The sequence below is a fragment of the Haloarchaeobius marinus genome (assembly GCF_051207415.1).
Classification (GTDB): domain Archaea; phylum Halobacteriota; class Halobacteria; order Halobacteriales; family Natrialbaceae; genus Haloarchaeobius.
The window spans coordinates 53,568-76,601 of sequence record NZ_JBPKGD010000005.1 but is presented as its reverse complement, the minus strand read 5'-3'; the positions used below and the strand labels follow the sequence as shown (position 1 = coordinate 76,601).

Here is a 23,034-nt window from a genome sequence, read left to right as displayed (position 1 = left end):
ACCGGTGGCGGTTCACTGTTCGCTGACCGGGGCATCGCCAACTGCCCCTCGACACGCTGGACGCGACCCCTCTCAGGTTCCTCGGGGTCCGACGGCGTCAAACGATCGGGTTTGGCGACCAGTCCACTTCGGTTCACCGCACTTCGAGAGCCATCGCGTCGAGATGCGTATCGACCGGTGACGGGACGGAGACCACGGAGACTCCTTCGGCGGAGGATTCTTACGTCCCACCGCCGATACAGTCGGCCAATGAGTTCTCGACAGTTGACCCAGAGTCTGAGCGAGACGCTCGCAGTGTTCGACGGCTCCGGCGAACCGCGGACCACCAGAGAGGTCGCGTCGGGGCTGGACATCGGCCGCCGGAGCACCTACGAGCGCCTCGACCGGCTCGTCGAGAGCGGGTTCATCGAGACCAAGAAGGTCGGGGCCAACGCACGCGTGTGGTGGCGCGATAGCGACCAGACCGGGACGTCGAGGGCCGAGGGGCCACCACCCGACGGCGGCGACACCATGTTCTCCCGACTCGTCCAGAACATCCCCGGGATGGTGTATCGGTGCGATGCGTCCTCGGGATGGCCGATGTCGTTCGTCAGCGACGGCTGTACCGAACTCACGGGCTACGAGCCATCGCGCGTCGAGTCCGACGAGGTCAGCTGGGGACGGGACGTCATCCACCCCGCGGACCAGTCACGCGTCCGGGCCGAGATTCAGGCACAGTTGCGTGACGGGGAGCAGTTCACCGTCCAGTACCGGATTCGGACGGCGACCGACGAGACCCGCTGGGTCTCGGAACAGGGCTGTCGGGTCCCCGGCGTTGAACGGGGCGACGAGGTGCTCGAAGGCGTCGTCGTCGACGTCACGGAACGGGAACGAGCCCAGCAGGACCTCGTCGAACAGGGCCAGCAGTTGCGCTCGCTGGTCGAGGCGACCGACGAGTACGCCATCTTCACCCTCGATACGACGGGACACGTCAGGTCCTGGAATCCGGGTGCCGAGCGCATCACGGGGTACGAACGGGAGACGGTACTCGGCGAACCCGTCTCGACCTTCTACACCGGGGCGGACGTGGACGTCGGGGTACCCGAGGCGGACCTCGCTGCCGCCGCGGACGACGGGTCGACAGTAGGGGAACGGTGGCACGTCCGGCCCGACGGGGAGCGCTTCTGGGCGGACGTCACCATCACGTCGATGCGCGACGACGACGGGACCCCCGAGGGATTCGTCGTGGTCGTCCGGGACATGACCGACCGACGCCAGCGCGAGCGCGAACTCCGGCGCGAACGCGACCTGACCAACCGCCTGTTCGAGACGGCGCCGGTTCGACTCGCCATCTTCGGGCCTGACGGGTCGGTCGAGCGGTTGAACTCGCGCGCCAGACGCGGACTCGGAATCGACGAGGACGACGTCGGTTCGGTCACCGTCGACGACCTGACCTTCTACGATTCGGACGGGAACCGACTCTCCGACGAGGAGTCACCGGTCAGGAAGGTGCTCGCGACCGGCGAACCCGTCGTGGACCAGTTCCTCCAGCACGACGACGCCGACGGGAACCGCCGGTGGGTCGCGGTCACCGCGACGCCGATGTTCGATGACGGGACGCTGGAGCGCGTCGTGGTCGCCTGCAACGACGTCACCGACCTCAAGCGGACCGAGCGACAACTCGAGCGACAGCGCGACGACCTGGAGCACGAACTCTACGAGGTATTCGACCGCGTCGACGACGCGTTCTTCGCGGTCGACGACGAGTGGCGATTCACCCACGTCAACAGGCAGGCGGCGGACGTCCTCGACAGTTCGGTCGGAGAACTCATCGGGCGGCACATCTGGGAGGCGTTCCCCGGGGCCGTCGACACGCGGTTCCAGGCGGAGTACGAACGGGCGAAGGAGGTCCAGGAGTCCGTCTCGTTCGAGGAGTACTTCCCACCGCTCGACACCTGGTTCGACGTCACCGCGTACCCCTCCGAGAGTGGCCTGTCGGTGTACTTCCAGGACGTGACGGACCGGAAGGCACGCGAACGCGAACTCGAACGCTACCGGACCATCGTCGAGACGGTCGACGACGGCATCTACGCGGTCGACGAGGACGCACGGTTCGTCATGGTCAACGAGGGGTTCTGCGAACTGACGGGGTACAGCCGCGAGGAGTTGCTCGGCGCACACGCGACGAAGATTCACGCCGATCACGTGACCGAGAAGGCCGAGTCCCTGTCGAAAGACATCGTGGCCGGCGAACGCGCCGTGGGGAGTATCGAACTCGACGTCGAGACGAAGTCCGGGGACGCCATCCCCTGCGAGTCCCGAATAGCCCCGTTCCGGGTCGGCGACGGCTACGGTCGCTGTGGCGTGGTCCGCGACCTCTCCGACCGCCTCGAACGGGAACGAGAGCTCAGGACCCGCGTCCGTCAGCAGGAGGTGGTCACGGAACTGGGCCAGCGCGCGCTGGAGGACCCCGACCTGGACGAACTGATTGCGGAGGCCGCCGAAGCGGTCGCGGAGACGCTCGACAACCGCTACAGCAAGGTGCTCGAACTCGACGAGGACGGCGAGGAACTCCTGCTCCGGCAGGGGGTCGGCTGGGACGACGGCGTCGTCGGCGAGACGGCCGTCTCGAGCGTCGACGCCGACTCGCAGGCCGCCCACACGCTCTCGACGACCGCCCCCGTCAGGGTCGAGGACCTCGACGCCGAGTCGCGGTTCGACGGGCCCGACCTGCTCACCGACCACGACGTCCGGAGCGGAATCAGCACCATCGTCGGGTCGTACGACGACCCGTGGGGCATCCTCGGGACGCACGACACCGAGCGGAAGTCGTTCACCGACCAGGACGTCAACTTCGTCCAGTCGGTCGCGAACATCCTCGCGGGTGCGATACAGCGCCATCGCCACGAGCAGGAACTGGTGCGCCAGCGCGAGCACCTCGCCGCACTGGACAACCTCAACGCCGTCGTCCGCGACATCACCGAGGCGGTCATCGAGCAGTCCACCCGGGAGGAGATAGAGGAGACCGTCTGTACCCGCCTCGCCGAGTCGGACTCCTACGAGTTCGCGTGGATCGGCGAGATCGAGTCGGGGTCGCAACTGGTGACCCTCCGGACCGAGGCGGGCATCGAGGGGTACCTCGACGACATCGACATCTCCGTCGACCCGGACGACGAACTGGGACGGGGCCCGACCGGACGCGCCTTCCGGACGGGCGAGGTGCAGGTGACCCACGACACGCTGAACGAACCCCGCCACGACCCCTGGCGCGACCGCGTCGACGCGGTCGGGTTCCGCTCGTCGGCAGCCATCCCCATCGTCCACGACGACGCACTCTACGGGGTCCTCAACGTGTACGCCCGCCGGCCCCACGCGTTCGACGGGCAGGAACGCGCCGTCGTCTCCCAGCTCGGCGAGGTCATCGGGCACGCCATCGCCTCCGTCGAGCGCAAGCGCGCCCTCATGAGCGACGAGGTCGTCGAGGTGGCGTTCAGGATCCAGGACTTCTTCGACACCGTCGACGTCCCAGCGACGACGGACGGGACCATCACACTGGACCAGGCGGTCCCGGTCGGTGACGACGAGTTCCTCGTCTACGGCACGGCGACGCCCGACGCCGTCGAGACGGTGGAGCACCTCGCGGAGGCGCTTTCGAACTGGGAACTGGTCGAGTTCCAGACGGACGCCGACACGCCGAGGTTCCAGGTGCGGATGACCGACCCGCCGGTGCTCTCGATGGTCGCCTCCGTCGGTGGATACGTCGACAGGACGGTCATCGACGGCGGCGACTGCTGGGTGACGGTCCACCTCGCACCGACGACCGACGTCCGTCGCGTCGTCGACTCCATCCAGGAGGTCTATCCGTCGGTCGAGATGCTACGACGCCAGCAGGTCAGCCGGACGGGCGACGGCCCCCAGCGCTTCCAGCGATTCCTCACCGGTGAACTCACCGACCGCCAGCGTCACATCCTCGAGGCGGCCTACCACTCCGGGTTCTTCGAGTGGCCGCGCGAGGTCACCGGCGAGGACCTGGCGGCGTCGCTGGACATCTCTGCACCGACGTTGCACCAGCACCTCCGGAAGGCCGAGAAGAAGGTGTTCGAATCGCTGCTGTCGACGTCGACCGACGCCCCGGCACCGGCCGGTAGCGGGTAGCACCGACCGGTTACCGTTCGTTCAGTCGTCGGCCGCCAGCTGCATCCTCGTGAGGTCGTCGGGGACGACGTCGAGTTCCTGGAGCAGGCTCAACGCGTCCCACGTCGCCCACCCCTCGACGATCTGGCCGTCCTCGATGCGGGACGTGATGTGGCCGGGGATGGGACGCCCCGTCGCCGGTTTCCCGCTCGGTTCGATACCCATGTACGTCCCCTCGTGCGTTCCGGCCCCGGTGAAGCCCACGGTGACGAGGTCGTCCTCCGCGAGGACGAACTCGACGTCCATGTGGTAGTCCGGGAACCCCTCGTGGACCTCCCGGACGAACGCCTCGAGGGCGTCCCTGTCGGCGTCTCCACCGCCGACCCGGAACCAGTGGCCGACGTAGTCCTGGCTGTACAGTTCGTCGATCGCGTCGAGGTTCTGTTCGTTCCACATCTCCTCGACGGAGCGAAGCGCGATCTCTTTGTTCTCTTCGATGGTCATACTGGTGTCACCAGGTAGAAAATACCACTCGAGACACCTTCGTTATAGGCCTGTGAGAACCGGACAGAGGCGTCCTACCCGAAGATTCCTGTCAGGTTCGTCTCGGAGCGGTGGTCGGTCCGACGACCCCGTGCTGCGTTCGTCTCGCGCTCACCCGGGCGAGTTCGACGGGTCCGTGCTACGACCCGTCTGCTTCGACCTCCCCCCGGAAGTACCGCCGGGTCGAGGGACGCGTCGCCAGCGCGACCAGCACCGCCCCGAGGCCACCGTAGACGACGTGCAAGGCGCCGACCATCCGGAGCAGCGCGACCTGGACGAGAATCCACGCTACCTGTGCTCCCCCGAGGCCGATGGCGGCGACCCGGGCCCACGGGCGTCGACGGAGGACGCCGAGGACGACGGCGAACGACCCGACTCCGAAGACGCCGAACAGCGTCGCGCCCGGAACGAGGTAGTCGTCGAACGGGGTGTCGTCGAGCCATTCGAGTGGCAACCCGAGCGGGTCGTCGTCGCGATGGAGCATCAACGCCGCTCCGCCGTAGAGGGCGCTGAGACCGAGCGCCACGGCCCCGAGCACGTACAGCCAGACCGCGAGTGGCCGGGACGCACCCATCTCGTCGTTCGCTGGCAGGTGGTCGAGTTCCATGCTAGCAATAGTGTCGGGACCGGGCAATAAGTGGCCACGTCGGCGGGGCCGACGACCCTCGACTCCGTCGCGTCGCTCGACATCGTCGGGTGACCCCGGTCTCGATACGTGGCTCGCGTCGTCCCGGACCGCGCGGCCTCAGACGAACCACGCGACGACCAGGACGACGCCCGTGGCCGCGGCGAGTGCGCCGCTCAGTCTCGCCCAGCGGTACCCGCCGGCAGTCATCCGTTCCAGCACCAGCACGACGGTGATGACCAGCATCCAGACGAGGTTCATCGACCCGACGACGACCATGAGACCCATCAGGACGCCACAGGAACCGACGTCCAGTCGACCGAAGTCCCAGCCGGCGCGCACCGCGCTGGCGATGCCAGGTCGTGACCCCTCCGCGAGGACCGTCGACGGGAAGCGACAGCGCCCGAGGTAGCGACGCTTGACCGGCGAGGCCTGGAACGCTCCGACGAAGAGCAACGCGACGCCGAGGTAGAGCGACCCCCAAGCCGCCGCCAGGATTGCGATGGGAACGACGGCGGCCACAATCAGCGGGACGAGACCGACCAGCACCCACAGCAGGGTGTACGCACCGACGAACGCGACGACGTCGCTGCCGGTCCCCGCCGGGTGCCCGGCGCTGCTGCGGTCGGCGAACCGCTGGAAGACGTCCGCGGTCGAGGGGTACATCATCGCGACCATCATCAGGCCCCACATCCCGAGGTAGTGGACCACGCCGCCCACGCCGTCCGTCAGCGCCACGGCCTCGGCCACCCCGGGTGCGGTGGCGTCCAACGGCATCGCGTGTCCGTGGCTGCCGAGCGACGCCTCGACGGGGTCGTGGAGGAGCAGCGCGAGCCACGCCAGTACGGCGATGGCGTACGCGACCATCGCAACTGTCGGGCGCTCGCTCGGTCGCAGGACGGTCCGTATCTCGGGTCTGTTCATCGACGCGCAGGTCAGTCGCGGTCGGTCCGACGGCGTCGCCACGGGTTGGTCAGCAGGTCGCGCTGGACGTCCGTTCCGACCTCGACGCTGCAGTCCTCGGTGGCGACGGCGACGCACGGCAACACGTACCCGTCGGCGAGGTGGCGGGCTTTCAGCGCGCGTGGCTCACGCTCGTGGACCACGGCACCGGCGAGCAGTCGGCCGGTGCAGGTGCCACAGACGCCGGTCCGACAGCCGAACGGGAGACTCAGGCCGGCCCGTTCGGCCGCCTCGAGCACCGTCTCGTCGTCCGCGGTGACCGACTCCGTCCGTCCGTCCCGCCACACCAGGTCAACGACGACCATCGACGAGGCGGGGACGGCGCCTGGTCATTCCCACACGTCGCTCGTGCAGTCGCCGTCCGGCCAGCGCATCTCGTGGGCGCGAGCGGGACCCTCGGGCATCTCGCCGAAGTCGACGAGGAAGTCCTCGTCGAGCGTCATCGTGCCGCGGCGGGGGTCCACGTCCGCCTTGAGCATCACCGACCCCTTCTCGGCCTCCTCGGGGAAGAACTGGTTGTCCCACGTGGAGTAGAGCGACGTCGTCCAGTAGAGGCGTTCCCCGTCGAGGCTCAACTGCAGCATCTGCGGCCCGGCGACGAGTTCGCGTCCCTGCACCTCCCGGATGTCGCCGAAGTAGCCGCCGATGGAGATGGAGTCGGCGTGGCGCGGGTTCGCGGGGTCCGAGATGTCGTACATCCAGACCTCGCCGTGCAGCCAGTTCGACCCGTACAGGTAGCGGTCGTCCATCGAGATGAGGATGTCCGTCGGGAGCGCCGGCACCGGCATGTCCCAGCCCTCCATCTCACGTCCCTCGAAGTCGATGACCTTCCTCGTGCGCCACTCGCCGTCGCGCTTGTAGAAGTGGAAGATGTTCGACGACAGCGCCGCGTCGACGTACCCGTGGGCGTGTTCCGGGGTGTGGAGGAACCGGACCTCGAGGGGCACCATCCCCTCCTCGCCGAGGTCGACCGTCTGCTCGACGGTCCGTTCCTCCCAGTTCCAGAAGTTGAGTTCGTGCCCGTAGTTGCCGGCCTCGACGTCGTCCATGTCGAACCCCGGCTGGTAGGTCTTCGGGGCGGCCCACTCGGACGATATCATCGCGTTGTGGCGTGGCTGGTACCAGAAGTCGTAGTTGAAGTCGATCTCGCCCGGCGCCTCCCACCGGCCCATCACGTCCAGGTTCTCGTCGAGTTCGAGGAACCCACCCGGGAGGTCGCCGTCGGCGTTCCCGAGCATGGAGATGACGACGGTGCCACCGCCGATGCAGTGGACCGTGTGGGGTGCGGAGAGGTCGTGTTCGTGGACGGCCTCCGGTTCGATGACCTTCTCCAGTTCTGGGTTCTCGCGGTCCGCCGCGTCGATGATGTGGATGCGCGACGAACGGTTCCCGGGAACGACGAGGTAGCGCCGCTCCAGGCCGCCGATGTGACAGGACGACGAACAGGCGTTCCAGCCGAAGTGGTGGAGTTCGTCGCCCCTGTTCGGGAGGTCGACCCGGTTGACGACCTCCCCGTAACTCCGGGACTCGGGGTCCAGGTCGACGATGGCGACGAAGTCGGGGGCGTCGACGTCCTGCCCGACGTGGTTGCCCATCACGTACGCGAGCGTCTCGGGTTCGGACTCCTCGATGGCGGCCTGTGGCGTCATGTACCCCGGGCCGGCGTGCTCGTGGTGTTCGTGTGCCGTCTGTGCAGATTCGTCTCGCTCGGTCGTCTGTGGTTCCGCCATTCGAAAACGGTGGACGTCGACGTCCTTTGTAATGAATCTCCTGTGAGAGACATCCCCGGGATTACCGGACTGGTGTACACTGGCCTCGTGAATCTACGGGAACCGTGAGTGACAATCGCTGGATAACTCGACGTTTCGGCCGACGCCGGCGACGTCCCACTCGCTATCCGGAGCAGGGGGCGTCGCCGACTCGCCGTGATGTCCGACCTTACTGACCCGGGTGGTTCGACGACCCGGGGTCGGATACGGGGGCCTGTGCCGGCCTGGGTGACGCCGACACACGACCGATGGACAGCGGTGGGTTCGAACGTCCGGTAAGCGCACGTGAGTCGGTCACACCGAACGTCGGTTCGCCGTGCAGACCGGGACCGTTCGAACGCCCCGTCCCGTCTCGCGTCCGACGCAGTCGTCCGGCCGCCAGTGGTGTGTTATACGTTAACGTTTATCTCACCGATGCGCGAAGTCACCAGTGTAGAGGGCCCCCGACATGACCCTGGCGACCGTTCCGCGGTACCGCGGTGCCCCGCGGGTAGAGCGGAGCGGACGGGCCGTGGTCCTCGGGGGGAGCGTGGCCGGCCTGCTCGCGGCCCGCGTCCTCGCCGACTGGTTCGAAGACGTCACGGTCGTCGAACGGGACGCGCTCGTCGACGCGCCGGTCGCGCGCCGCAGCGTTCCACAGGGTCGTCACCCCCACGCACTCCACGAAGCGGGGCGTGCGACGCTCGCGGACCTGTTGCCCGGTTACGGCGAGGAACTCGTCAGGGCCGGCGGCGTGGTCACCGACTTCGCCAGCGACGTCCAGTTCTACGCCGAGGGGGACTACCTCGCACACGGGCCGGTCCGGATGGAGACGTACTCCGCGAGTCGACCGCTGTTCGAGCAGGTCGTTCGGCGGCGGGTTCGCTCCCTCGACGGCGTCGCCCTGCGCACCGAGTGCCGGTTCGTCGACTACGTCCTCGACGACGCTGGGACGACGGTGGAGGGCGTGGTCGTTCGCAACGACGACGGTGAGGCGGTCCTCCCCGCAGACCTGGTCGTGGACGCCACCGGTCGGACGAGTCGGACGCCCGCCTGGCTGGCGGACCACGGCTATCCGACGCCGCCGGTCGACGAGGTCCACGTCGACATCACCTACAGCACCACGTTCGTCGAACGACCGGCCGACGACCGTCGGGTGTATCTCGTGCCACCCGAACCGCCCCGGACGCGTGGAGGCATGGCCGCACCCGTCGAGGACGACCGCTGGGTAGTCAGCGTCCACGGCATCCACGGCGACGAACCCCCGACGGACTTCGGGGGCCTCGTCGAGTACGCCCGGAGCCTCCCCGTCGCCGAACTGGCGCAGTTGCTCGACGAGCACCCGCGAGCCTCGGGGACGGTCGAGTCCTACCCGTTCCCGTCGAACAGACGGTATCGCTACGAGGACCTCGACCGGTTCCCCGGGGGCCTCGTCGTGGTCGGCGACGCGGTCGCAAGCTTCAATCCGGTGTACGGACAGGGGATGTCGGTCGCCGCCCTCGAGGCGCTGGTGTTGCACGACGCCCTCGCGACGGGCGGCCGGGAGGACCTCGCGCGCCGCTTCTTCGACGCCGCCGGGGCGGTCGTGGGGGCCGCGTGGCTGCTGGCCGTCGGTGCCGACTTCCGGTTCGCACAGACGACCGGGCCGAGACCGCCCGGGACCGACCTCGTCGGCCGGTACCTCTCGCGGTTAGTCCGAAGGGCCCACACCGACGGCGACCTGACCAGGGCGTTCGTCCAGGTGGTCACGATGGAACGGCCCCCCACCTCGCTCCTCCGCCCGGGGGTCGCCTGGCGCGTCCTGCGACCGACCAGGTGACCGCGGCCGCCGTCCCTACCGGGTCGACGACCGCGGTTCGTCGAGCGGTTCGGAGTCCGCCCGCACCGAGGCGTAGACGCGCTCGGCCCACTCGCGTGCGATGGGCGCATCGGTGTCGACGAACACCTGCATCAGCCCCGTCTCCACGTCGTAGCCGCCGATGCCGACGCGGTCGTCGAAGATGGCGAGTCCGTACGGCAACTCGTCGCGCGTTCGGAGGGTCAGGTGCCCGCGTTCTATCGCCGCCGTCGCCCGGTCCGGATAGGTCTCGACGAGTTTCTCGACGATGTGTGGGAGGTAGATGATCTCGGTCTCCGTCTCGTCGAAGACCTGCTGGTGGAACTCGCCGAGGACGAGGGGTGCCATGTGCGTCGTGTTGAACCCGAGGAAGGTATCCGACTCGCTGACGAGCGAGACGAACCGTTCGACAGGACGGTACGGGTCCGTCGTCTCTGCGACCGTGACCGTCGCGTCGACGAACGGTTCGATCACGAACTCCTGGTGGTCGGCGCAGACGCAGTCCAGGAGAGGGGCCAACCGGTGTGCGGTCTGTACGTTCGCCTCGAATCGCAGCAGTTCCTCGGCGATGGCTTCCCCCCTGCCGGTGAGTCGGAACCGACCGTCCACCTTCTCGGCGAGGCCCTGCTCGTTGAGCCACCGGGTGAACCGATGGCTGGTCGCCCGCGAGACGTCGAGTCGGTCCTCTATCTCGCCGCGGTCGAGGGGTCGTTCGAGCAGCGCTTCGAGGACGGGGCCGTGTCGAACGAGGTCGACGAGGCCGTCGGTCTCCAGTCGGTCGTCGGACGAGTCGAGTCGCTGGCCGATGTAGCGACGGTTCCGTGCGTTCTCCAGCAGCGCCTCCAGCGTCGGCGTGCCGGGCTGTGGGGTCCGTTCGTCTGCGTGGCGTTCGTCTTCGTCGGCACCCATGGTAGCGTCTTGCTAGACAGAGGACCGCACGGGTAGTAGCTCTAGCTGTCGGGACCCGGAACGCGTCTCACGTGCTGAAACGGCGTTCGCGACACGGAACGGAGCCCAGCAGATGAGGCCAACACGACTGCCGTCGTCCAGTATCGTATGGCACGACCCGTCATCGACGACGCGAAGGTCGCACAGTTCGAATCGGGGTTGCACGGAGAACTGCTTCGGCCGGGCGACTCGACCTACGACGAGGCCCGGGCGGTCTGGAACGGCATGATAGACAGACGCCCCGCCCTCGTCGCTCGCTGTCGAGGCGTCGCGGACGTCGTCAGCGCCGTGACCTTCGCTCGCGAGAACGACCTTCCCCTGGCGGTCCGCGGTGGCGGTCACAACGTCGCCGGAACGGCGGTCTGCGACGACGGCCTCGTCGTCGACCTGTCGGAGATGACCGCCGTTCGGGTCGACCCCGTGGAACGCACCGCCTGGGTCCAGGCCGGTGCGACGTGGGCCGACGTCGACCACGAGACGCAGGCGTTCGGCCTCGCGACGCCAGGCGGGGTCGTCTCGGACACGGGCGTGGCCGGGTTGACCCTCGGCGGCGGCATCGGGCACCTCCGTCGGAAGTACGGGCTGAGCTGTGACAACCTGCGCTCGGTCGAACTCGTCACGGCCGACGGGGAGTTCCTGACCGCCAGCGCGGAGTCGAACCCGGACCTGTTCTGGGGCCTCCGCGGCGGCGGCGGGAACTTCGGCGTCGTGACCGCGTTCGAGTTCGACCTCCACGAGGTCGGCCCCGAGGTGGCCACGTGTCTCGTGTTCTATCCAGCCCACCAGATCGACGAGTGTCTGCGGGCGTACCGAGAGTTCGTCGAGTCGGCCCCCGACGAGGTGAGTACGCTCGTTTTCGCGGGCGAACTACCCGACGAAGAACTCTTCACCGAGGACGTGGTACACGACCAGAAGTTCGCGATCATGGGCTGCTACGCCGGCCCGACCGCGGCGGGCGAGGACGTACTCGCCCCGCTTCGGGACCTCGCCGACCCGCTCGCCGACTTCAGCGGGACGATGCCGTACGCTGAGTTCCAGCGCGTCCTCGACGAGGACTACCCCGACGGGATGCGCTACTACTGGAAGTCGCTGTACCTCGACGGACTCTCCGACATCGCCATCGAGCGCGTCGCCTACTGGGCCGACGCTGCCCCGTCGCCCCTGTCGACGGTCGACGTCTGGCACCTCGGTGGCGCGATGGCGGACGTCGACGCCGAGGAGAGCGCGTTCGCCGGTCGCCACGCCCCCTACCTGCTCGGCGTGGAGGCGAACTGGGAGGACCCCGAGACGGACGAGGCCAACGTCCAGTGGGTACGCGACTGTCTCGACGACATGCGACAGTTCTCCGACGGGTCCGTCTACCTGAACTTCCCGGGGTTCCTCGAGGAGAGCGACGAGATGGTGCGGACGACGTTCGGACCTGCCTACGAACGACTGGTCGCCCTGAAGGACGAGTACGACCCGGAGAACCTGTTCCGGCTCAACCAGAACGTCGCGCCGTCCGGGTCAGCCGACTGAGCCGTCGGCGGTCGGCTCACTGAACCGCCAGCGGTCGCCCCCGACCGTCGACTGGGCACGTGACGGGCGTCCGGGAACCTCGGGACGAGAGACCTCGTGGAGGACCCTCGTGACGAAGCCGACCGGTCCGTGCGGACCTGGCCCAGTCGTCACTCACTGGGAGAGAACCCGGCAGGGCCGACCGGCCGGCCAGGTTCGTTCGTCGGCGCGTCTCGGCTCACGACGGCTTCGGTTCGACGTTCTGGTTGAGGCTGAACAGGTTCTCGGGGTCGTACTTCGCCTTCAGTTCTGCGAGTCTGTCGTAGTTCTCACCGTAGGCCAGCGACTCCTCGCCCTCGGCCTCGCTGACGAAGTTCACGTAGACGCCGCCGCTCGCGTGCGGCCGCATCGCCTCGAAGAACTCCCGTGCCCACTCGACGCACTCGTCGTCCATGTCCGGGTCCTCCCAGCGGGTGTGGACGTTCATCACGTACTCGACGTCGCGGTGTGGATACGCCGTGGCGTCGGGGGCGACGCGTGCCATCTCGCCGCCGAGCTGGGCGAAGAATATCTCCGACAGGTCGGTCGGCAGGTCCGACGCGTACTCGAGGGCGACGTCGATCGCGCCGTCGGACAGTTCGGCGAAGTTGTGGGACTTCCAGTAGTTGCGGGCCCCCGGTTCGAGCAACGGGTCGAACATCTGCTGGAAGGTCGCGTACGGGGTCACGCCGATAGCGTCGGCGATGGGGTCGCCGTACTCGCGGAGCGGTTCGAGCACCGCCTCGCCCTCGTCGACAGCACCGGCGTAGAACGCCACGAGGACGAGCACGTCGGTCCCGTGGACCTCGGCCGGCAGGAACGGGAGCGGGGGTGCCTTCCGCAACACTGCCCAGACGACGGCCTCCTCGGGCGTCCCCTCGTTGAACTCGCGGACGAACTGCAGGACGTCGCGGGCGTCGTCGTGGCTGTAGACGATCGGCCCACAGAGGACCTCGGGGCCGACCTCGTGGAGGTCGAACTCGAAGCTGGTCACGACGCCGAAGTTACCGCTCCCGCCCCGGATGCCCCAGAACAGGTCCGGGTTCGACTCCGCACTGGCGTGGACCAGTTCGCCGTCGGCCGTGACCACGTCGGCGGACCTGAGGTTGTCGACGGTCATGCCGTACTTCCTGGTGAGCCAGCCGAAGCCGCCGCCGAGCGTGAGGCCGGCGACGCCCGTCGTGGAGTTGATTCCCAGCGGCGTCGCGAGGCCGAACGCCTGCGTCTCGTGGTCGACGTCCGCCAGCGTCGCGCCGGCCTCGACCGTGGCCGTCTTCGCGTCAGGGTCGACGACGACGGACCGCATCGCCGACAGGTCGACGACGAGGCCGTCGTCGCAGACGGCGTTCCCGGCGATGTGGTGCCCACCGCCACGGACCGCCAGGGGAAGGTCGTTCTCGCGGGCGAAGGTCACGGCCTCGATGACGTCGCTCACCCCCGAACACCGGGCGACGAGGGCGGGGCGTCTGTCTATCATGTCGTTCCAGACGGCCCTGGCCTCGTCGTAGCCGTCGTCGTCGGGTCGTATCAAGTCGCCGCCAAAGGTCGCTTCCAGTTCGGCGACTGTGTCTGTACCTATCTTCGGATGTCTGGTTGCCATGTCTCTATCTCTCCGTGTATTCGTCGGTCGGGTCGAACGGCGTCGTCCTGGTATCTGCTCGCATTGCCCCATCGTGGATACCCGGCTGCCACGGTCCTGACCGTACGTAGCCCGCTGCACGTCGTCTCCACCGTCTTCGTTCGTACGCAGGACTAACGATACCTATGAGCGCCGCACGTACTTTGTTAGGTGTCCGCGTTCGGTGGTAAGACGTCGTCTCGAACGCGGCTCTCGACGGTCCCGACCGTTCCCCGGGCCGTCCGGTAGACCCCTCTGCCGTCCGGTAAGCCTGCCTTTCCTCACTCGACGTCGCCGGAACGGTCGTCCGTGGCGAACTCGTGGTCTATCCCCACGATGGTCGCCTGCCAGTAACTCCCGTCGTCGTCCCACCCGACGTCGGCCTCGACAGGTATCCGGAGGCCGTTGCGGTCCCGGTAGTCCCGGAAGTGCCCGGTCCAGGCTCCGTAGCTGTCGTCCTCCACGCGATAGCGCTCGGCGGTGACGCGCTCGACTTCGTTCCCGTCGTCGAAGTGGAACACGACGGTGGCCGACCGTCCGCGGTCGGTCAGGGTCGCCCGCGCCGACCGGTCGTCGACGGACGTCCACTCGACGCCCTGCGTGGGGAGGAGTGCTGTCGGGAACCAGACGGCCTCGGCGAGGTACCTGACCAGTTCGCCCTCGTCCATCCGGGGGTCGGGACCGGCGCTCGCGACCGGTATCGCTCCCAGTAGCTTCGCCCGGAGCATCCCGTCACCGCGCTGGTAGAGGTCGATGACGCGGGCGGAGAGCATGGGAGCGACGTCGATGGTCGCGTTCCAGACGAACCCCGGCGGTCGCGTCGTGACGTACTGGGTCGCGACGAGGGGTCGCCACGCCGCGTCGGCCCCGCCGAGTCTGAACGCCCCGCGCTGCCGGAGGCGTGCGGAGCGGACGTACTGTTGCCCGTCGTCGAGGACGTGGTCGAAGTACCGGCGTACGGGCCGGGGCAACCCGGCGAGGTCGTCCGGCGTGAATCGACCGCCGACCTGGGCGTCCACGTTCGACCGGAGTGCATCGACGCGTCTCGAGATCTCGTTCTCGAATCGCCTGCGGCTGGCGAGGCCGGCCCCGAGGACGCCGACGCTGACTGCCAGGGCGGCCGTCGTGGAGGGACGGAATCCGGTGTCTTCGTCCGTCGGTCCGGTGTCTTCGTCTGTCATCAGTCTGGGGGGTCGCCTCCCGACCGTTCGGGCACGGAGGGGCGTCGCTCCCGGCGAGTCGCCCGTCTCTCGACCTACGGACGCCCCGACGAAGAAAGTGACTGCGGCCCCCTCGACGCCGAACTCGTGGAGTTCGCGACGGGGGTAGCGCCGGCGGTCAGTTCAGGTCGGCACGCTCGAACACGAGATAGCCGACGACGACCGGAACGACGGTCCAGACGACCAGGACGAGCGCGAAGACCCACCATTCGAGGTAGACCGGCACCGGGCCCCCTAGCTGGGCGGCCGTGCCCGGCAGGGACGGGTTCGTCGCACTCAGGGTCTCCGTCACGAGCGCGCTGTACGCTCCGGACGGGCTGAGGCCCTGGAGCAACAGGAACCAGCCAGGGACTGTCCCGCCGGGGGGCGCACCCTCGACGACGAAGTGTGCCCCCTGCGGAAGCAGGTCCCAGAGCAGTGCGAGCGCGAGGTACGCCGCGACGCCGAGCGTCATCGCCCGCGACCGGGTCGCGGTCGCGGCCGAGATGCCGATGGCGATGCCGACGAAGGCGACGCCCAGCGCGACGGTGAGGACGAGGACGGTGCCGAACGCGACGACCGAGAGCGACCCGTACACGGCCCACGTGAGCGCGGTCGCGAGCAGGAACCCGAGTCCCAGGCCGGTGGCGACGACCCCGCTCCGGCCGAGGAACTTCCCGAGGACGACGGTCCCTCGCGACGGTTCGAGGCCGAGCAGGAGGCGGAGACTCCCCGATTCGCGCTCGCCGGCGATACCGAGGTACGCCGCGACCAGCGCGACGATGGGCACGAGCATGGCGGCGAACTCGCTGGCAGCACCGAGTCCCACGACGGCGTTGGCGTCGAAGCCGGGAATCAACAGCGGGACGACCGACGTCAGCCCGAGCATGACCGTGACGACGGCGACGAGGCCCCAGAGGAGTCTCGACCGGACGGCGTCGTCGAACTCCTTGGCCGCGATGACCTGCCAGCTCATCCGTCGACCACCATCGGGGCCGCGTCGGACTCGTCGGGGTGCGTGTACGACGTGAAGAGGTCCTCGAGCGACGCCTGGTGCGTCTCGATGTCGACGACCGTACTCCCCGTGGCACGGACGCGGTCGATGACGGCGACCTTCGCCGCCGGGTCGGTACAGGTGGCCCGGACGGTGGTCCCGTCGACGACGACGTCGGTCACGCCGTCGAGGTCCGCGGCGGTCACGCCGGTCGGTGGCGCGTCCACGGTCAGCGAGATGGTCGTCCCGGTGCCGACCGCGTCTCGAAGGCCGTCGATGGTGTCGACGGCGACCAGTCGCCCCCGGTTCAGGATGCCGACGCGGTCACAGACCGCCTCGACCTGGCTGAGGACGTGCGAGGAGAAGAAGACCGTCCCACCGTTCTCGGCGTGCTCCGTCGCGAGTTCGCGGACGTCGCGGATGCCGTCGGGGTCGAGACCGCTGGACGGTTCGTCGAGCACGAGGACGTCGGGGTCGCCCACCAGAGCCATCCCGAGGGCGAGACGCTGGCTCATCCCCTTCGAGTACGTCCCGGCGGGCCGTTCGGCCGCGTCGGCGTCGAGCCCGACGCGTCGCAGGATGGCGTCGGGGTCGTCGTCGGCCCCCTTCAGGTCGACGGCGAACTCGACGTGCTTCCGGCCGGATAGTCGGTCGTACAGACTGTACCCGTCGGGCAGGATGCCGACCCGGTCGTGGACCGCCTCGGCCTCTGCCTGGACGTCGTAGCCGAGGACGGTCGCGCTCCCCGCCGTGGGTCGGACGTAGTCCAGCAGCACGTCGATTGTCGTGGACTTGCCGGCCCCGTTCGGCCCGAGGAACCCGAACACCTCCCCCTCCTCGACGGAGAGCGTGAGGTCGTTCACGGCGTAGACGTCGTTCCCGTACCGCTTGGTCAGGCCGGTGGTCTCGATGGCAGTCATCCGCCGCCCACCCCGGGACCGGACCGGCCAGGTCGGTTCATTCGGTCGGTTCGAGTTCCCCCGGCGTCTGCACTGGTGTCGTTCACACCGGATGCTGGCCCCGCACGACGAAATAACTTGTCATCCGTATTATATATTGACAGACGTACTACTCAAATTCTCTTGAGCGTGCCGGAGCGACGGTTCGCCGTAGACGTAGCACCCGATGCATCGCCCGCTAAGTCTACTTTCACGGCGGACAGTAGACTTAGGTGGGTGGGTGCTCGATGCTACGTCAACATGGACGCCGAGGAGTTCGCGGACGGACCGGGGTCGATCGACCCCCACGACGGGTTGCCGTGTTACCGCCCGGCCAGCCTGCCTCCCGACATCGAGTACACGGACGACCTGTTGCGGGTGTACGGCGACGCACAGTACGCGCTCGGGCGACTGGCGACCCTCCACCGCAACCTCGACAACGAGAACCTCCTCATCGCGCCCTTCGTCGTCCGCGAGGCCGCGATGAGTTCCCAGATAGAGGGGACGAACGTCACGGTGTCGGACATCATCCTGCACGACATCGACACGTCGCCGTCGCGGTCGGCCGCGGACTCCCGGGACGTCCGCGAGGCGTACAACTACGTCGACGCCGTCCGGCAGGGCTTCGCACGCCTGGAGGCGGGCGAACCCATCTCGGTCGACCTCGTCCGTGACCTGCACGAGACGCTGCTCCAGGACGCGCGGGGGGTCGACGAGCACCCCGGCAAGTTGCGCGACGTCCCCGTCTACATCGGGTCGCCCGACGGGTCGGCCGAGAGCGCCCGGTTCGTCCCCGCCAACCCCGACACGGTCGACATCCTGCTGGAACAGCTCGTCTCGTACGTCGGGCGCGGGTCGTACCCGCCGCTGGTCGACGTCGCCATCACGCACTACCAGTTCGAGACCATCCACCCGTTCCACGACGGCAACGGTCGCCTCGGCCGACTGCTGATGATGCTCCAGCTGTACGACGCCGGCCTCCTCCCGGAGCCGTACCTGTACCTGAGCGCGTACTTCAATCGTCGTCGCAAGCAGTACCTGGACTACCTGCTCGAGGTGAGCAGGGACGGTGCCTGGAACCAGTGGATAACGTTCGTGCTGAACGCGGTGGCCGAGCAGGCAATCGACGCGTACGACTGCGGCGTGGAACTGCAGTCGCTCCAGACCGAGTACCGGGCGCAGTTCCCGAACCGCCCGGCGGTCAGGGACGTCATCGACTACGTCTTCGAGGAACCGTACCTGACCGCCCCGCGGGCCATCGAGGCGACCGGGCGGTCGCGGCAGGCGGTGTACGACGCCATCGAGGCGCTCCAGTCGGCGGGGATCGTCGAGGAGATATCGGACTCGGAGCGGTACCGGGTGTACGAGGCACCGGCCGTCCTCGGCGTCGTCGGGGAACCGTGACGACCGCGGACGGACCGGTCGGCCGTACCGGCGTCAGGCGACGGACGACGAGGGCGGTCCGTCGGGGAGCGAGACGCGCAACGCCTCGTCCAGTTCGACCCGCATCGTCTCCCCGTCGCACGCGACGGTGACGGCGAACCGCGGCGGGTCCGACTGGACGCGGTCGACCTCCCAGTCGTCGAGGACGGCGTGGACCTGCCAGAACGGGACCGCCGTGGCGTCGACGCCGTGGTCCCAGAAGAACGAGACGACTGCGGGATGGTACAGCAGGCGGACGCCGAGGGGTGCGAACACCTGGTGTCCGCACTGCTCGCACGTCGCCACGCCGTAGTAGTCCAGCGGTTCTGGGCCGTCGTGACGCTTCGGTTCGACGTCCGTCGCGCCGCCGCACGTCGGGCAGGTCCCCCGCACCGCCGTCGCGTACTCCTGGTGGACGCGCTGGTCGCAGGACCGGAGGACCGCCAGTGGCGTCTCCCGCCTCGCCTCGGCGGGGGGCAGGTCGTAGGTGACGACCCGGGTCCCACAGGCGTCGCACTCGACGGTGAGGAACCCGTCCCGGAACGCGGCCACGAGCGTCGTGGCCGGACAGACGGGACACTGGCCGTCGAGTTCGGTCCGTTCGAACGACGGGCGGTCGGTGTAGGTCCCGGCGCGGATGGCCCGGACGACCCGGTCGCCGGCCTGCGTGAGCGAGTACCCGTCGCCCGACTTGCGGACGAACACGCCGTCGAGGTACTCGAGGTGGTACGACAACTGTGACGTGCTCTCGATGTCGAGTCGGTCGTATATCTCCGAGAACGACCGTACCGGTCGGTCCTGGTCGGCCGCGTCGGCGAGGGTCCGCAGTATCGCCACGCGCCACTCGTTGCCCACCGCCGCGAACGCGTCGGCGGGGGAGTCCGGGTCGGCGGTCATTGGCGTGTCCAGGCGTCGCTCGCTTGTCAACCTTCGCGTGTGACGCCCACCGTCCCGGTACCCTCACAGGCCCCACGCGACCGGCAACCAGAGGTACGTCGCAGCGGTCAGAAAGAGGATGCCGAGGAGGTTCAACCAGAAGCCGACGCGGGCCATCTGCGGGATGGAGACGTAGCCACTCCCGAAGACGATGGCGTTCGGGGGCGTCGCCACGGGGAGCATGAACGCGAACGACGTCGACACCGCGACGGTCACCATCAGGACGAGCGACGACCCGCCGAGCGTCGCGCCGAGACTCGCCATCAGCGGGACGAACAGCGACGCCGTCGCGCTGTTGGACGTGACCTCCGTGAGGAAGACGGTGAGCGTCACGACCGCGAGGAGCACCCACGCGAGTCCGACCCCCTCCAGTCCGGTCAGGCCACCCGCGATCCACCGGTCCAGTCCGCTGGACTGGAACGCCCTCGCCAGCGAGAACCCCGCCCCGAACAGGAGCAACACGCCCCAGGGGACGCGTTTCGTCGACTCCCAGTCGAGCAGGAACTCGCCACGGTCGAGGTCGACCGGCACGAGGAAGACGAGGATGGCACCGACGACGGCGACGACGGTGTCGGTGATACCCGGGACGAGGGGTTCGAGCACGAAGGGTCGCAGGAGCCACCCGGAGACGACGACGGCGAGGACGGCGAGCACGCGACGTTCGCCCACCGACATCGGCCCGAGGGCTTCCAACTGCTCCGCGACGACGCCGCGACCGTCGCCCGCCGTCTCGACCGTCGGCCGGAGGAGCGCGACCAGGACGACCCACGTCACGGCGAGGAAGACGACGGCTATCGGGAGGCCGTACAGCATCCACTGCAAGAAGCCGATGTCGATTCCCAGGGACGACCGTGCGACCCCCGCGAGGATGGCGTTCGGTGGCGTCCCGATGAGCGTCGCGACGCCGCCGATGGAGGCCGAGTAGGCGATGCCGAGCATCAACGCAGTCCCGAACCCCGACTGTCGCACCGAACCGGCGTCGAGCGTCTCCAGCGGCGGACTCGGTGTGGCCGGGGGCGCTTCGTCCGGACTCCCGCCGTCCTGCAGGTGTCCGACGACCGCCATCCCGATGGGGACCATCATCATCGCCGTCGCGGTGTTGGAGACCCACATCGAGAGGAACGCCGTGACGAGCATGAACCCGAGCAGTAACCGGCGGGCGTCGTCGCCGACGCGGACCAACACCGTCAGCGCGATGCGGCGGTGGAGGTTCCACCGTTCGATGGCGAGTGCCACCAGGAACCCGCCGAGGAACAGGAAGACCACCGGGTCGGCGTACGGTGCGGTCGTCGACGCGACGTCCGCCACGCCGAGCGTCGGGAACAGGACGACGGGCAGCAGACTCGTGACCGGAATCGGCACCGCCTCGGTCATCCACCAGACCGCGATCCAGAGCGTGCTCGCGAGCACGGCGTTGGCCGCCGGCGAGAGGCCGGGCGGGGACACGAACGACCTGGTCAGGACGAACAGGGCCGGACCGAGGACGAGTCCCACGCGTCGCACCCGACCGTACCGCTTCTCGTCGCTCCCCATCTGCTATCGTATCGAATTGATATGTGTGGCCCAATAAGTGTACAGTCTCTCGCGTGCGGACCGGATCACTCGTGACGCCCCGGCGACGATTTTTGGCCGAGGGATGCGAACGTATCACACGCAACCATGCTGGAAGACAAGATAGCCATCGTCACGGGCGGTTCGACTGGAATCGGCAAGGCAATCGCGGAGAAGTACGTCGAGCACGGCGCGGAGGTCGTCATCGCGAACCGCACGGAGGAGACCGGCAAGGCGACGGCCGAGGAACTCGGCTGTGACTACCACCGGTGTGACATCTCGGACTTCGAGCAGGCCGAGGACCTCGTCGAACGCACCGTCGAGGAGTACGGGCGACTGGACGTCATGGTGAACAACGCCGGCATCGGTCGCGCGGGCACCATCGAGGAGATGACGCTCAGGGACTGGGAGGACGTCATCCAGGTCAACCTCAACGGCGTCATGTACGGGTCGCGGGCGGCGCTCCCGCACCTGAAGCGGTCCGACGGTGCCATCGTCAACGTCGCCTCCATCTACGGCCTCGTCGGCGGCCCCGGCGCCTCGGCGTACTCGGCCGCGAAGGGCGGCGTGGTGAACCTCACCCGCGAGGTGGCCATCGATTACGCCAGCGATGGCGTCCGCGTCAACAGCATCTGTCCGGGGTTCGTCGAGACGCCGATGACCGACGAGTTCCTCGACCAGGAGCAGTTCTACGAGTTCGTGCGCGGACAGACCCCGATGGGCCGGGTCGCCCAGCCGGAGGAGGTAAGCGGCATCGCGATGTTCCTCGCCTCCGACGAGGCCTCGTACATCACGGGCGCGAACGTCCCCGTCGACGGCGGGTGGACGGCACACTAGGCCGACCGGTCGACGACGCCCGACTCGCGCATGTACTCGTCCAGTTTCTCGGCCATCGCGACCGCGAACGACTCGTCGTTGATGTCGGTCTCCTCCTCGACGAGTTCGACCTCCGGGTCGAGGTGCTCCCGGATGGCGTCGAACAGCGCCCCGTCTGCCTCGGGGTCGTGGAACGCCTCGCCCTCCACGTCGAGCATCGAGACGCCGCCGAGGGGGAGAAAGAGTGCAGTCGGTCCCGTCGCGGCGTTGAGTTTCTCGGCGAGTATCTCGCCGAGGTCCGCACACTCCTCGACCGTGGTCCGCATCAGCGTCACCTGCGGATTGTGGACGTGGAACTGCCGCCCCTCGAACTGCTCGGGCACGGAGTCACGGGGACCGAAGTTGACCATGTCGAGCGCCCCCGTCGAGACCACCTGCGGGACGCCCGTCTCGGCGGCCGCGTCGAGGCGTTCGGGGCCGGCACTGAGGACGCCCCCGACGAGTTCGTCGGCCCACTCCGTCGTCGTCAGGTCGAGCACGCCGTCGATGACCCCCTGCCGCACGAGGTCCTCCATGGCCCGGCCGCCGGTCCCGGTCGCGTGGAAGACGATGGTCTCGTAGCCGCGTTCCTCCAGGTACTCCCTGGCACGCTGGGCGCAGGGCGTGGTGACCCCGAACATCGTGATGCCGACCGTGGGGCGCTCCTCGACCGTCACGTCGGGTTCGTTGGCGACCATGCCGACCATCGCCAGCGCCGCGTTCGAGATGACGCGTCGGGAGAGCTGATTGAGCCCCTCGATGTCGGCCACGGAGTAGAGCATCATCACGTCCTTCGCGCCGACGTACGGTTCGGTGTCGCCGGAGGCCATCGTCGACACCATCAGCTTGGGGACGCCGACCGGGAGCGCACGCATCGCCGTCGTGGCGATGGACGTGTTGCCCGACCCGCCGAGTCCGAGCACGCCGTCCAGCCGTCCGTCCTCGTACATCCGGGTGGCTATCGCGGCCGCACCCGCACCCATCGCCTCCATGGCCTCCCCCCTGTCGCCGGAGTCGCGGAGCGCCGCCAGCGTCGTCCCGCCCGCCTCGGCCACCTCGGCGGCCGACGTGTCCGGTTCGAACTCGGGGTCGCCCATCACGCCGGTGTCGACGACGTGGACGTCGATACCCTGCGACTCGATGACGTCGCGGGCGAACGCGAACTCCTCGCCCTTCGTGTCCAGCGTCCCGACGAGAACGACCGCCAC

The 23,034-nt window shown here is 68.4% G+C and carries 18 protein-coding genes; 5 read left to right on the top strand and 13 right to left on the bottom strand.

Annotated features, from left to right (window positions below; genetic code table 11):
• Positions 1-249 precede the first annotated feature (249 nt).
• Positions 250-4,134 carry a PAS domain S-box protein gene (locus ACSC1W_RS16920; protein ID WP_435348803.1) on the top strand — a complete coding sequence of 1,295 codons (3,885 nt, stop codon included), beginning with the start codon at positions 250-252 and terminating at the stop codon, positions 4,132-4,134.
• Between the two features lie 21 nt (positions 4,135-4,155).
• Here ACSC1W_RS16920 and ACSC1W_RS16915 read toward each other — a convergent pair whose 3' ends face one another.
• The 5 genes from ACSC1W_RS16915 to ACSC1W_RS16895 form a co-directional block, all read right to left on the bottom strand.
• A complete protein-coding gene (locus ACSC1W_RS16915; RefSeq protein ID WP_435348802.1) occupies positions 4,156-4,617 on the bottom strand; it encodes an ester cyclase in 462 nt (153 codons plus the stop codon).
• 178 nt (positions 4,618-4,795) lie between these two features.
• Positions 4,796-5,263, bottom strand: coding sequence for a hypothetical protein (locus tag ACSC1W_RS16910; protein WP_435348801.1), 468 nt, complete (start codon positions 5,261-5,263; stop codon positions 4,796-4,798).
• A 138-nt stretch (positions 5,264-5,401) separates the two neighbouring features.
• Positions 5,402-6,205, bottom strand: a complete 804-nt coding sequence (locus ACSC1W_RS16905) for a DUF2182 domain-containing protein (protein WP_435348799.1) — start codon at positions 6,203-6,205, stop codon at positions 5,402-5,404.
• 11 nt (positions 6,206-6,216) lie between these two features.
• Positions 6,217-6,549 carry a 2Fe-2S iron-sulfur cluster-binding protein gene (locus ACSC1W_RS16900; RefSeq protein ID WP_435348798.1) on the bottom strand — a complete coding sequence of 111 codons (333 nt, stop codon included), beginning with the start codon at positions 6,547-6,549 and terminating at the stop codon, positions 6,217-6,219.
• Positions 6,550-6,573: 24 nt separating this feature from the next.
• The gene (locus ACSC1W_RS16895; protein ID WP_435348797.1) at positions 6,574-7,974 is read right to left on the bottom strand and encodes a selenium-binding protein SBP56-related protein; all 1,401 of its coding nucleotides are present in this window, start codon (positions 7,972-7,974) and stop codon (positions 6,574-6,576) included.
• Between the two features lie 487 nt (positions 7,975-8,461).
• On the opposite strand from ACSC1W_RS16895, the gene ACSC1W_RS16890 reads away from it, so the two are divergent.
• A complete protein-coding gene (locus tag ACSC1W_RS16890; protein WP_435348795.1) occupies positions 8,462-9,811 on the top strand; it encodes an FAD-dependent oxidoreductase in 1,350 nt (449 codons plus the stop codon).
• 15 nt (positions 9,812-9,826) lie between these two features.
• Here the strand turns inward: ACSC1W_RS16890 and ACSC1W_RS16885 are convergent, their stop codons facing one another.
• Positions 9,827-10,738 (bottom strand): helix-turn-helix transcriptional regulator, encoded by a 912-nt coding sequence (locus ACSC1W_RS16885; protein WP_435348793.1) that lies wholly within the window; start codon positions 10,736-10,738, stop codon positions 9,827-9,829.
• 147 nt (positions 10,739-10,885) lie between these two features.
• Here ACSC1W_RS16885 and ACSC1W_RS16880 point away from each other — a divergent pair, with 147 nt between their 5' ends.
• Positions 10,886-12,295: an FAD-binding oxidoreductase gene (locus tag ACSC1W_RS16880; protein ID WP_435348792.1), complete on the top strand. Its 1,410-nt coding sequence runs from the start codon at positions 10,886-10,888 to the stop codon at positions 12,293-12,295.
• Between the two features lie 217 nt (positions 12,296-12,512).
• Here ACSC1W_RS16880 and ACSC1W_RS16875 read toward each other — a convergent pair whose 3' ends face one another.
• The 4 genes from ACSC1W_RS16875 to ACSC1W_RS16860 form a co-directional block, all read right to left on the bottom strand.
• Positions 12,513-13,913 (bottom strand): FAD-binding oxidoreductase, encoded by a 1,401-nt coding sequence (locus ACSC1W_RS16875; protein WP_435348791.1) that lies wholly within the window; start codon positions 13,911-13,913, stop codon positions 12,513-12,515.
• A 299-nt stretch (positions 13,914-14,212) separates the two neighbouring features.
• Complete coding sequence (locus ACSC1W_RS16870) at positions 14,213-15,112, bottom strand: DUF6544 family protein (RefSeq protein ID WP_435348790.1); 900 nt, start codon at positions 15,110-15,112, stop codon at positions 14,213-14,215.
• A gap of 157 nt (positions 15,113-15,269) precedes the next feature.
• Entirely contained in the window at positions 15,270-16,106 is an 837-nt protein-coding gene (locus tag ACSC1W_RS16865) for an ABC transporter permease (RefSeq protein WP_435348789.1), read from the bottom strand.
• A complete protein-coding gene (locus ACSC1W_RS16860) occupies positions 16,103-17,044 on the bottom strand; it encodes an ABC transporter ATP-binding protein (RefSeq protein WP_435348788.1) in 942 nt (313 codons plus the stop codon). Before ACSC1W_RS16860 ends, ACSC1W_RS16865 begins: the two co-directional genes overlap by 4 nt.
• A gap of 279 nt (positions 17,045-17,323) precedes the next feature.
• Between ACSC1W_RS16860 and ACSC1W_RS16855 the strand changes: the two genes are divergently transcribed.
• Positions 17,324-18,466, top strand: coding sequence for a Fic family protein (locus ACSC1W_RS16855; RefSeq protein ID WP_435348786.1), 1,143 nt, complete (start codon positions 17,324-17,326; stop codon positions 18,464-18,466).
• A gap of 33 nt (positions 18,467-18,499) precedes the next feature.
• Here the strand turns inward: ACSC1W_RS16855 and ACSC1W_RS16850 are convergent, their stop codons facing one another.
• Both ACSC1W_RS16850 and ACSC1W_RS16845 read right to left on the bottom strand, forming a co-directional pair.
• Complete coding sequence (locus ACSC1W_RS16850; protein WP_435348785.1) at positions 18,500-19,381, bottom strand: ArsR/SmtB family transcription factor; 882 nt, start codon at positions 19,379-19,381, stop codon at positions 18,500-18,502.
• Positions 19,382-19,444: 63 nt separating this feature from the next.
• The gene (locus ACSC1W_RS16845) at positions 19,445-20,953 is read right to left on the bottom strand and encodes an SLC13 family permease (protein ID WP_435348784.1); all 1,509 of its coding nucleotides are present in this window, start codon (positions 20,951-20,953) and stop codon (positions 19,445-19,447) included.
• 126 nt (positions 20,954-21,079) lie between these two features.
• On the opposite strand from ACSC1W_RS16845, the gene budC reads away from it, so the two are divergent.
• Entirely contained in the window at positions 21,080-21,808 is a 729-nt protein-coding gene (gene budC, locus ACSC1W_RS16840) for a meso-2,3-butanediol dehydrogenase (protein ID WP_435348783.1), read from the top strand.
• Here the strand turns inward: budC and ACSC1W_RS16835 are convergent.
• Complete coding sequence (locus tag ACSC1W_RS16835) at positions 21,805-23,034, bottom strand: Tm-1-like ATP-binding domain-containing protein (RefSeq protein WP_435348782.1); 1,230 nt, start codon at positions 23,032-23,034, stop codon at positions 21,805-21,807. The genes budC and ACSC1W_RS16835 overlap by 4 nt on opposite strands.

What these genes read in the sequence shown, in the direction of transcription:
- ACSC1W_RS16920 (WP_435348803.1), top strand. Translation starts at nt 250, where the DNA reads ATGAGTTCTCGACAGTTGACCCAGAGTCTGAGCGAGACGCTCGCAGTG.
- ACSC1W_RS16875 (WP_435348791.1), bottom strand. Translation starts at nt 13,913, where the DNA reads ATGGCAACCAGACATCCGAAGATAGGTACAGACACAGTCGCCGAACTG.
- ACSC1W_RS16890 (WP_435348795.1), top strand. Translation starts at nt 8,462, where the DNA reads ATGACCCTGGCGACCGTTCCGCGGTACCGCGGTGCCCCGCGGGTAGAG.
- ACSC1W_RS16870 (WP_435348790.1), bottom strand. Translation starts at nt 15,112, where the DNA reads ATGACAGACGAAGACACCGGACCGACGGACGAAGACACCGGATTCCGT.
- ACSC1W_RS16885 (WP_435348793.1), bottom strand. Translation starts at nt 10,738, where the DNA reads ATGGGTGCCGACGAAGACGAACGCCACGCAGACGAACGGACCCCACAG.
- budC (WP_435348783.1), top strand. Translation starts at nt 21,080, where the DNA reads ATGCTGGAAGACAAGATAGCCATCGTCACGGGCGGTTCGACTGGAATC.
- ACSC1W_RS16845 (WP_435348784.1), bottom strand. Translation starts at nt 20,953, where the DNA reads ATGGGGAGCGACGAGAAGCGGTACGGTCGGGTGCGACGCGTGGGACTC.
- ACSC1W_RS16915 (WP_435348802.1), bottom strand. Translation starts at nt 4,617, where the DNA reads ATGACCATCGAAGAGAACAAAGAGATCGCGCTTCGCTCCGTCGAGGAG.
- ACSC1W_RS16910 (WP_435348801.1), bottom strand. Translation starts at nt 5,263, where the DNA reads ATGGAACTCGACCACCTGCCAGCGAACGACGAGATGGGTGCGTCCCGG.
- ACSC1W_RS16895 (WP_435348797.1), bottom strand. Translation starts at nt 7,974, where the DNA reads ATGGCGGAACCACAGACGACCGAGCGAGACGAATCTGCACAGACGGCA.
- ACSC1W_RS16855 (WP_435348786.1), top strand. Translation starts at nt 17,324, where the DNA reads ATGGACGCCGAGGAGTTCGCGGACGGACCGGGGTCGATCGACCCCCAC.
- ACSC1W_RS16905 (WP_435348799.1), bottom strand. Translation starts at nt 6,205, where the DNA reads ATGAACAGACCCGAGATACGGACCGTCCTGCGACCGAGCGAGCGCCCG.
- ACSC1W_RS16865 (WP_435348789.1), bottom strand. Translation starts at nt 16,106, where the DNA reads ATGAGCTGGCAGGTCATCGCGGCCAAGGAGTTCGACGACGCCGTCCGG.
- ACSC1W_RS16860 (WP_435348788.1), bottom strand. Translation starts at nt 17,044, where the DNA reads ATGACTGCCATCGAGACCACCGGCCTGACCAAGCGGTACGGGAACGAC.
- ACSC1W_RS16880 (WP_435348792.1), top strand. Translation starts at nt 10,886, where the DNA reads ATGGCACGACCCGTCATCGACGACGCGAAGGTCGCACAGTTCGAATCG.
- ACSC1W_RS16850 (WP_435348785.1), bottom strand. Translation starts at nt 19,381, where the DNA reads ATGACCGCCGACCCGGACTCCCCCGCCGACGCGTTCGCGGCGGTGGGC.
- ACSC1W_RS16900 (WP_435348798.1), bottom strand. Translation starts at nt 6,549, where the DNA reads ATGGTCGTCGTTGACCTGGTGTGGCGGGACGGACGGACGGAGTCGGTC.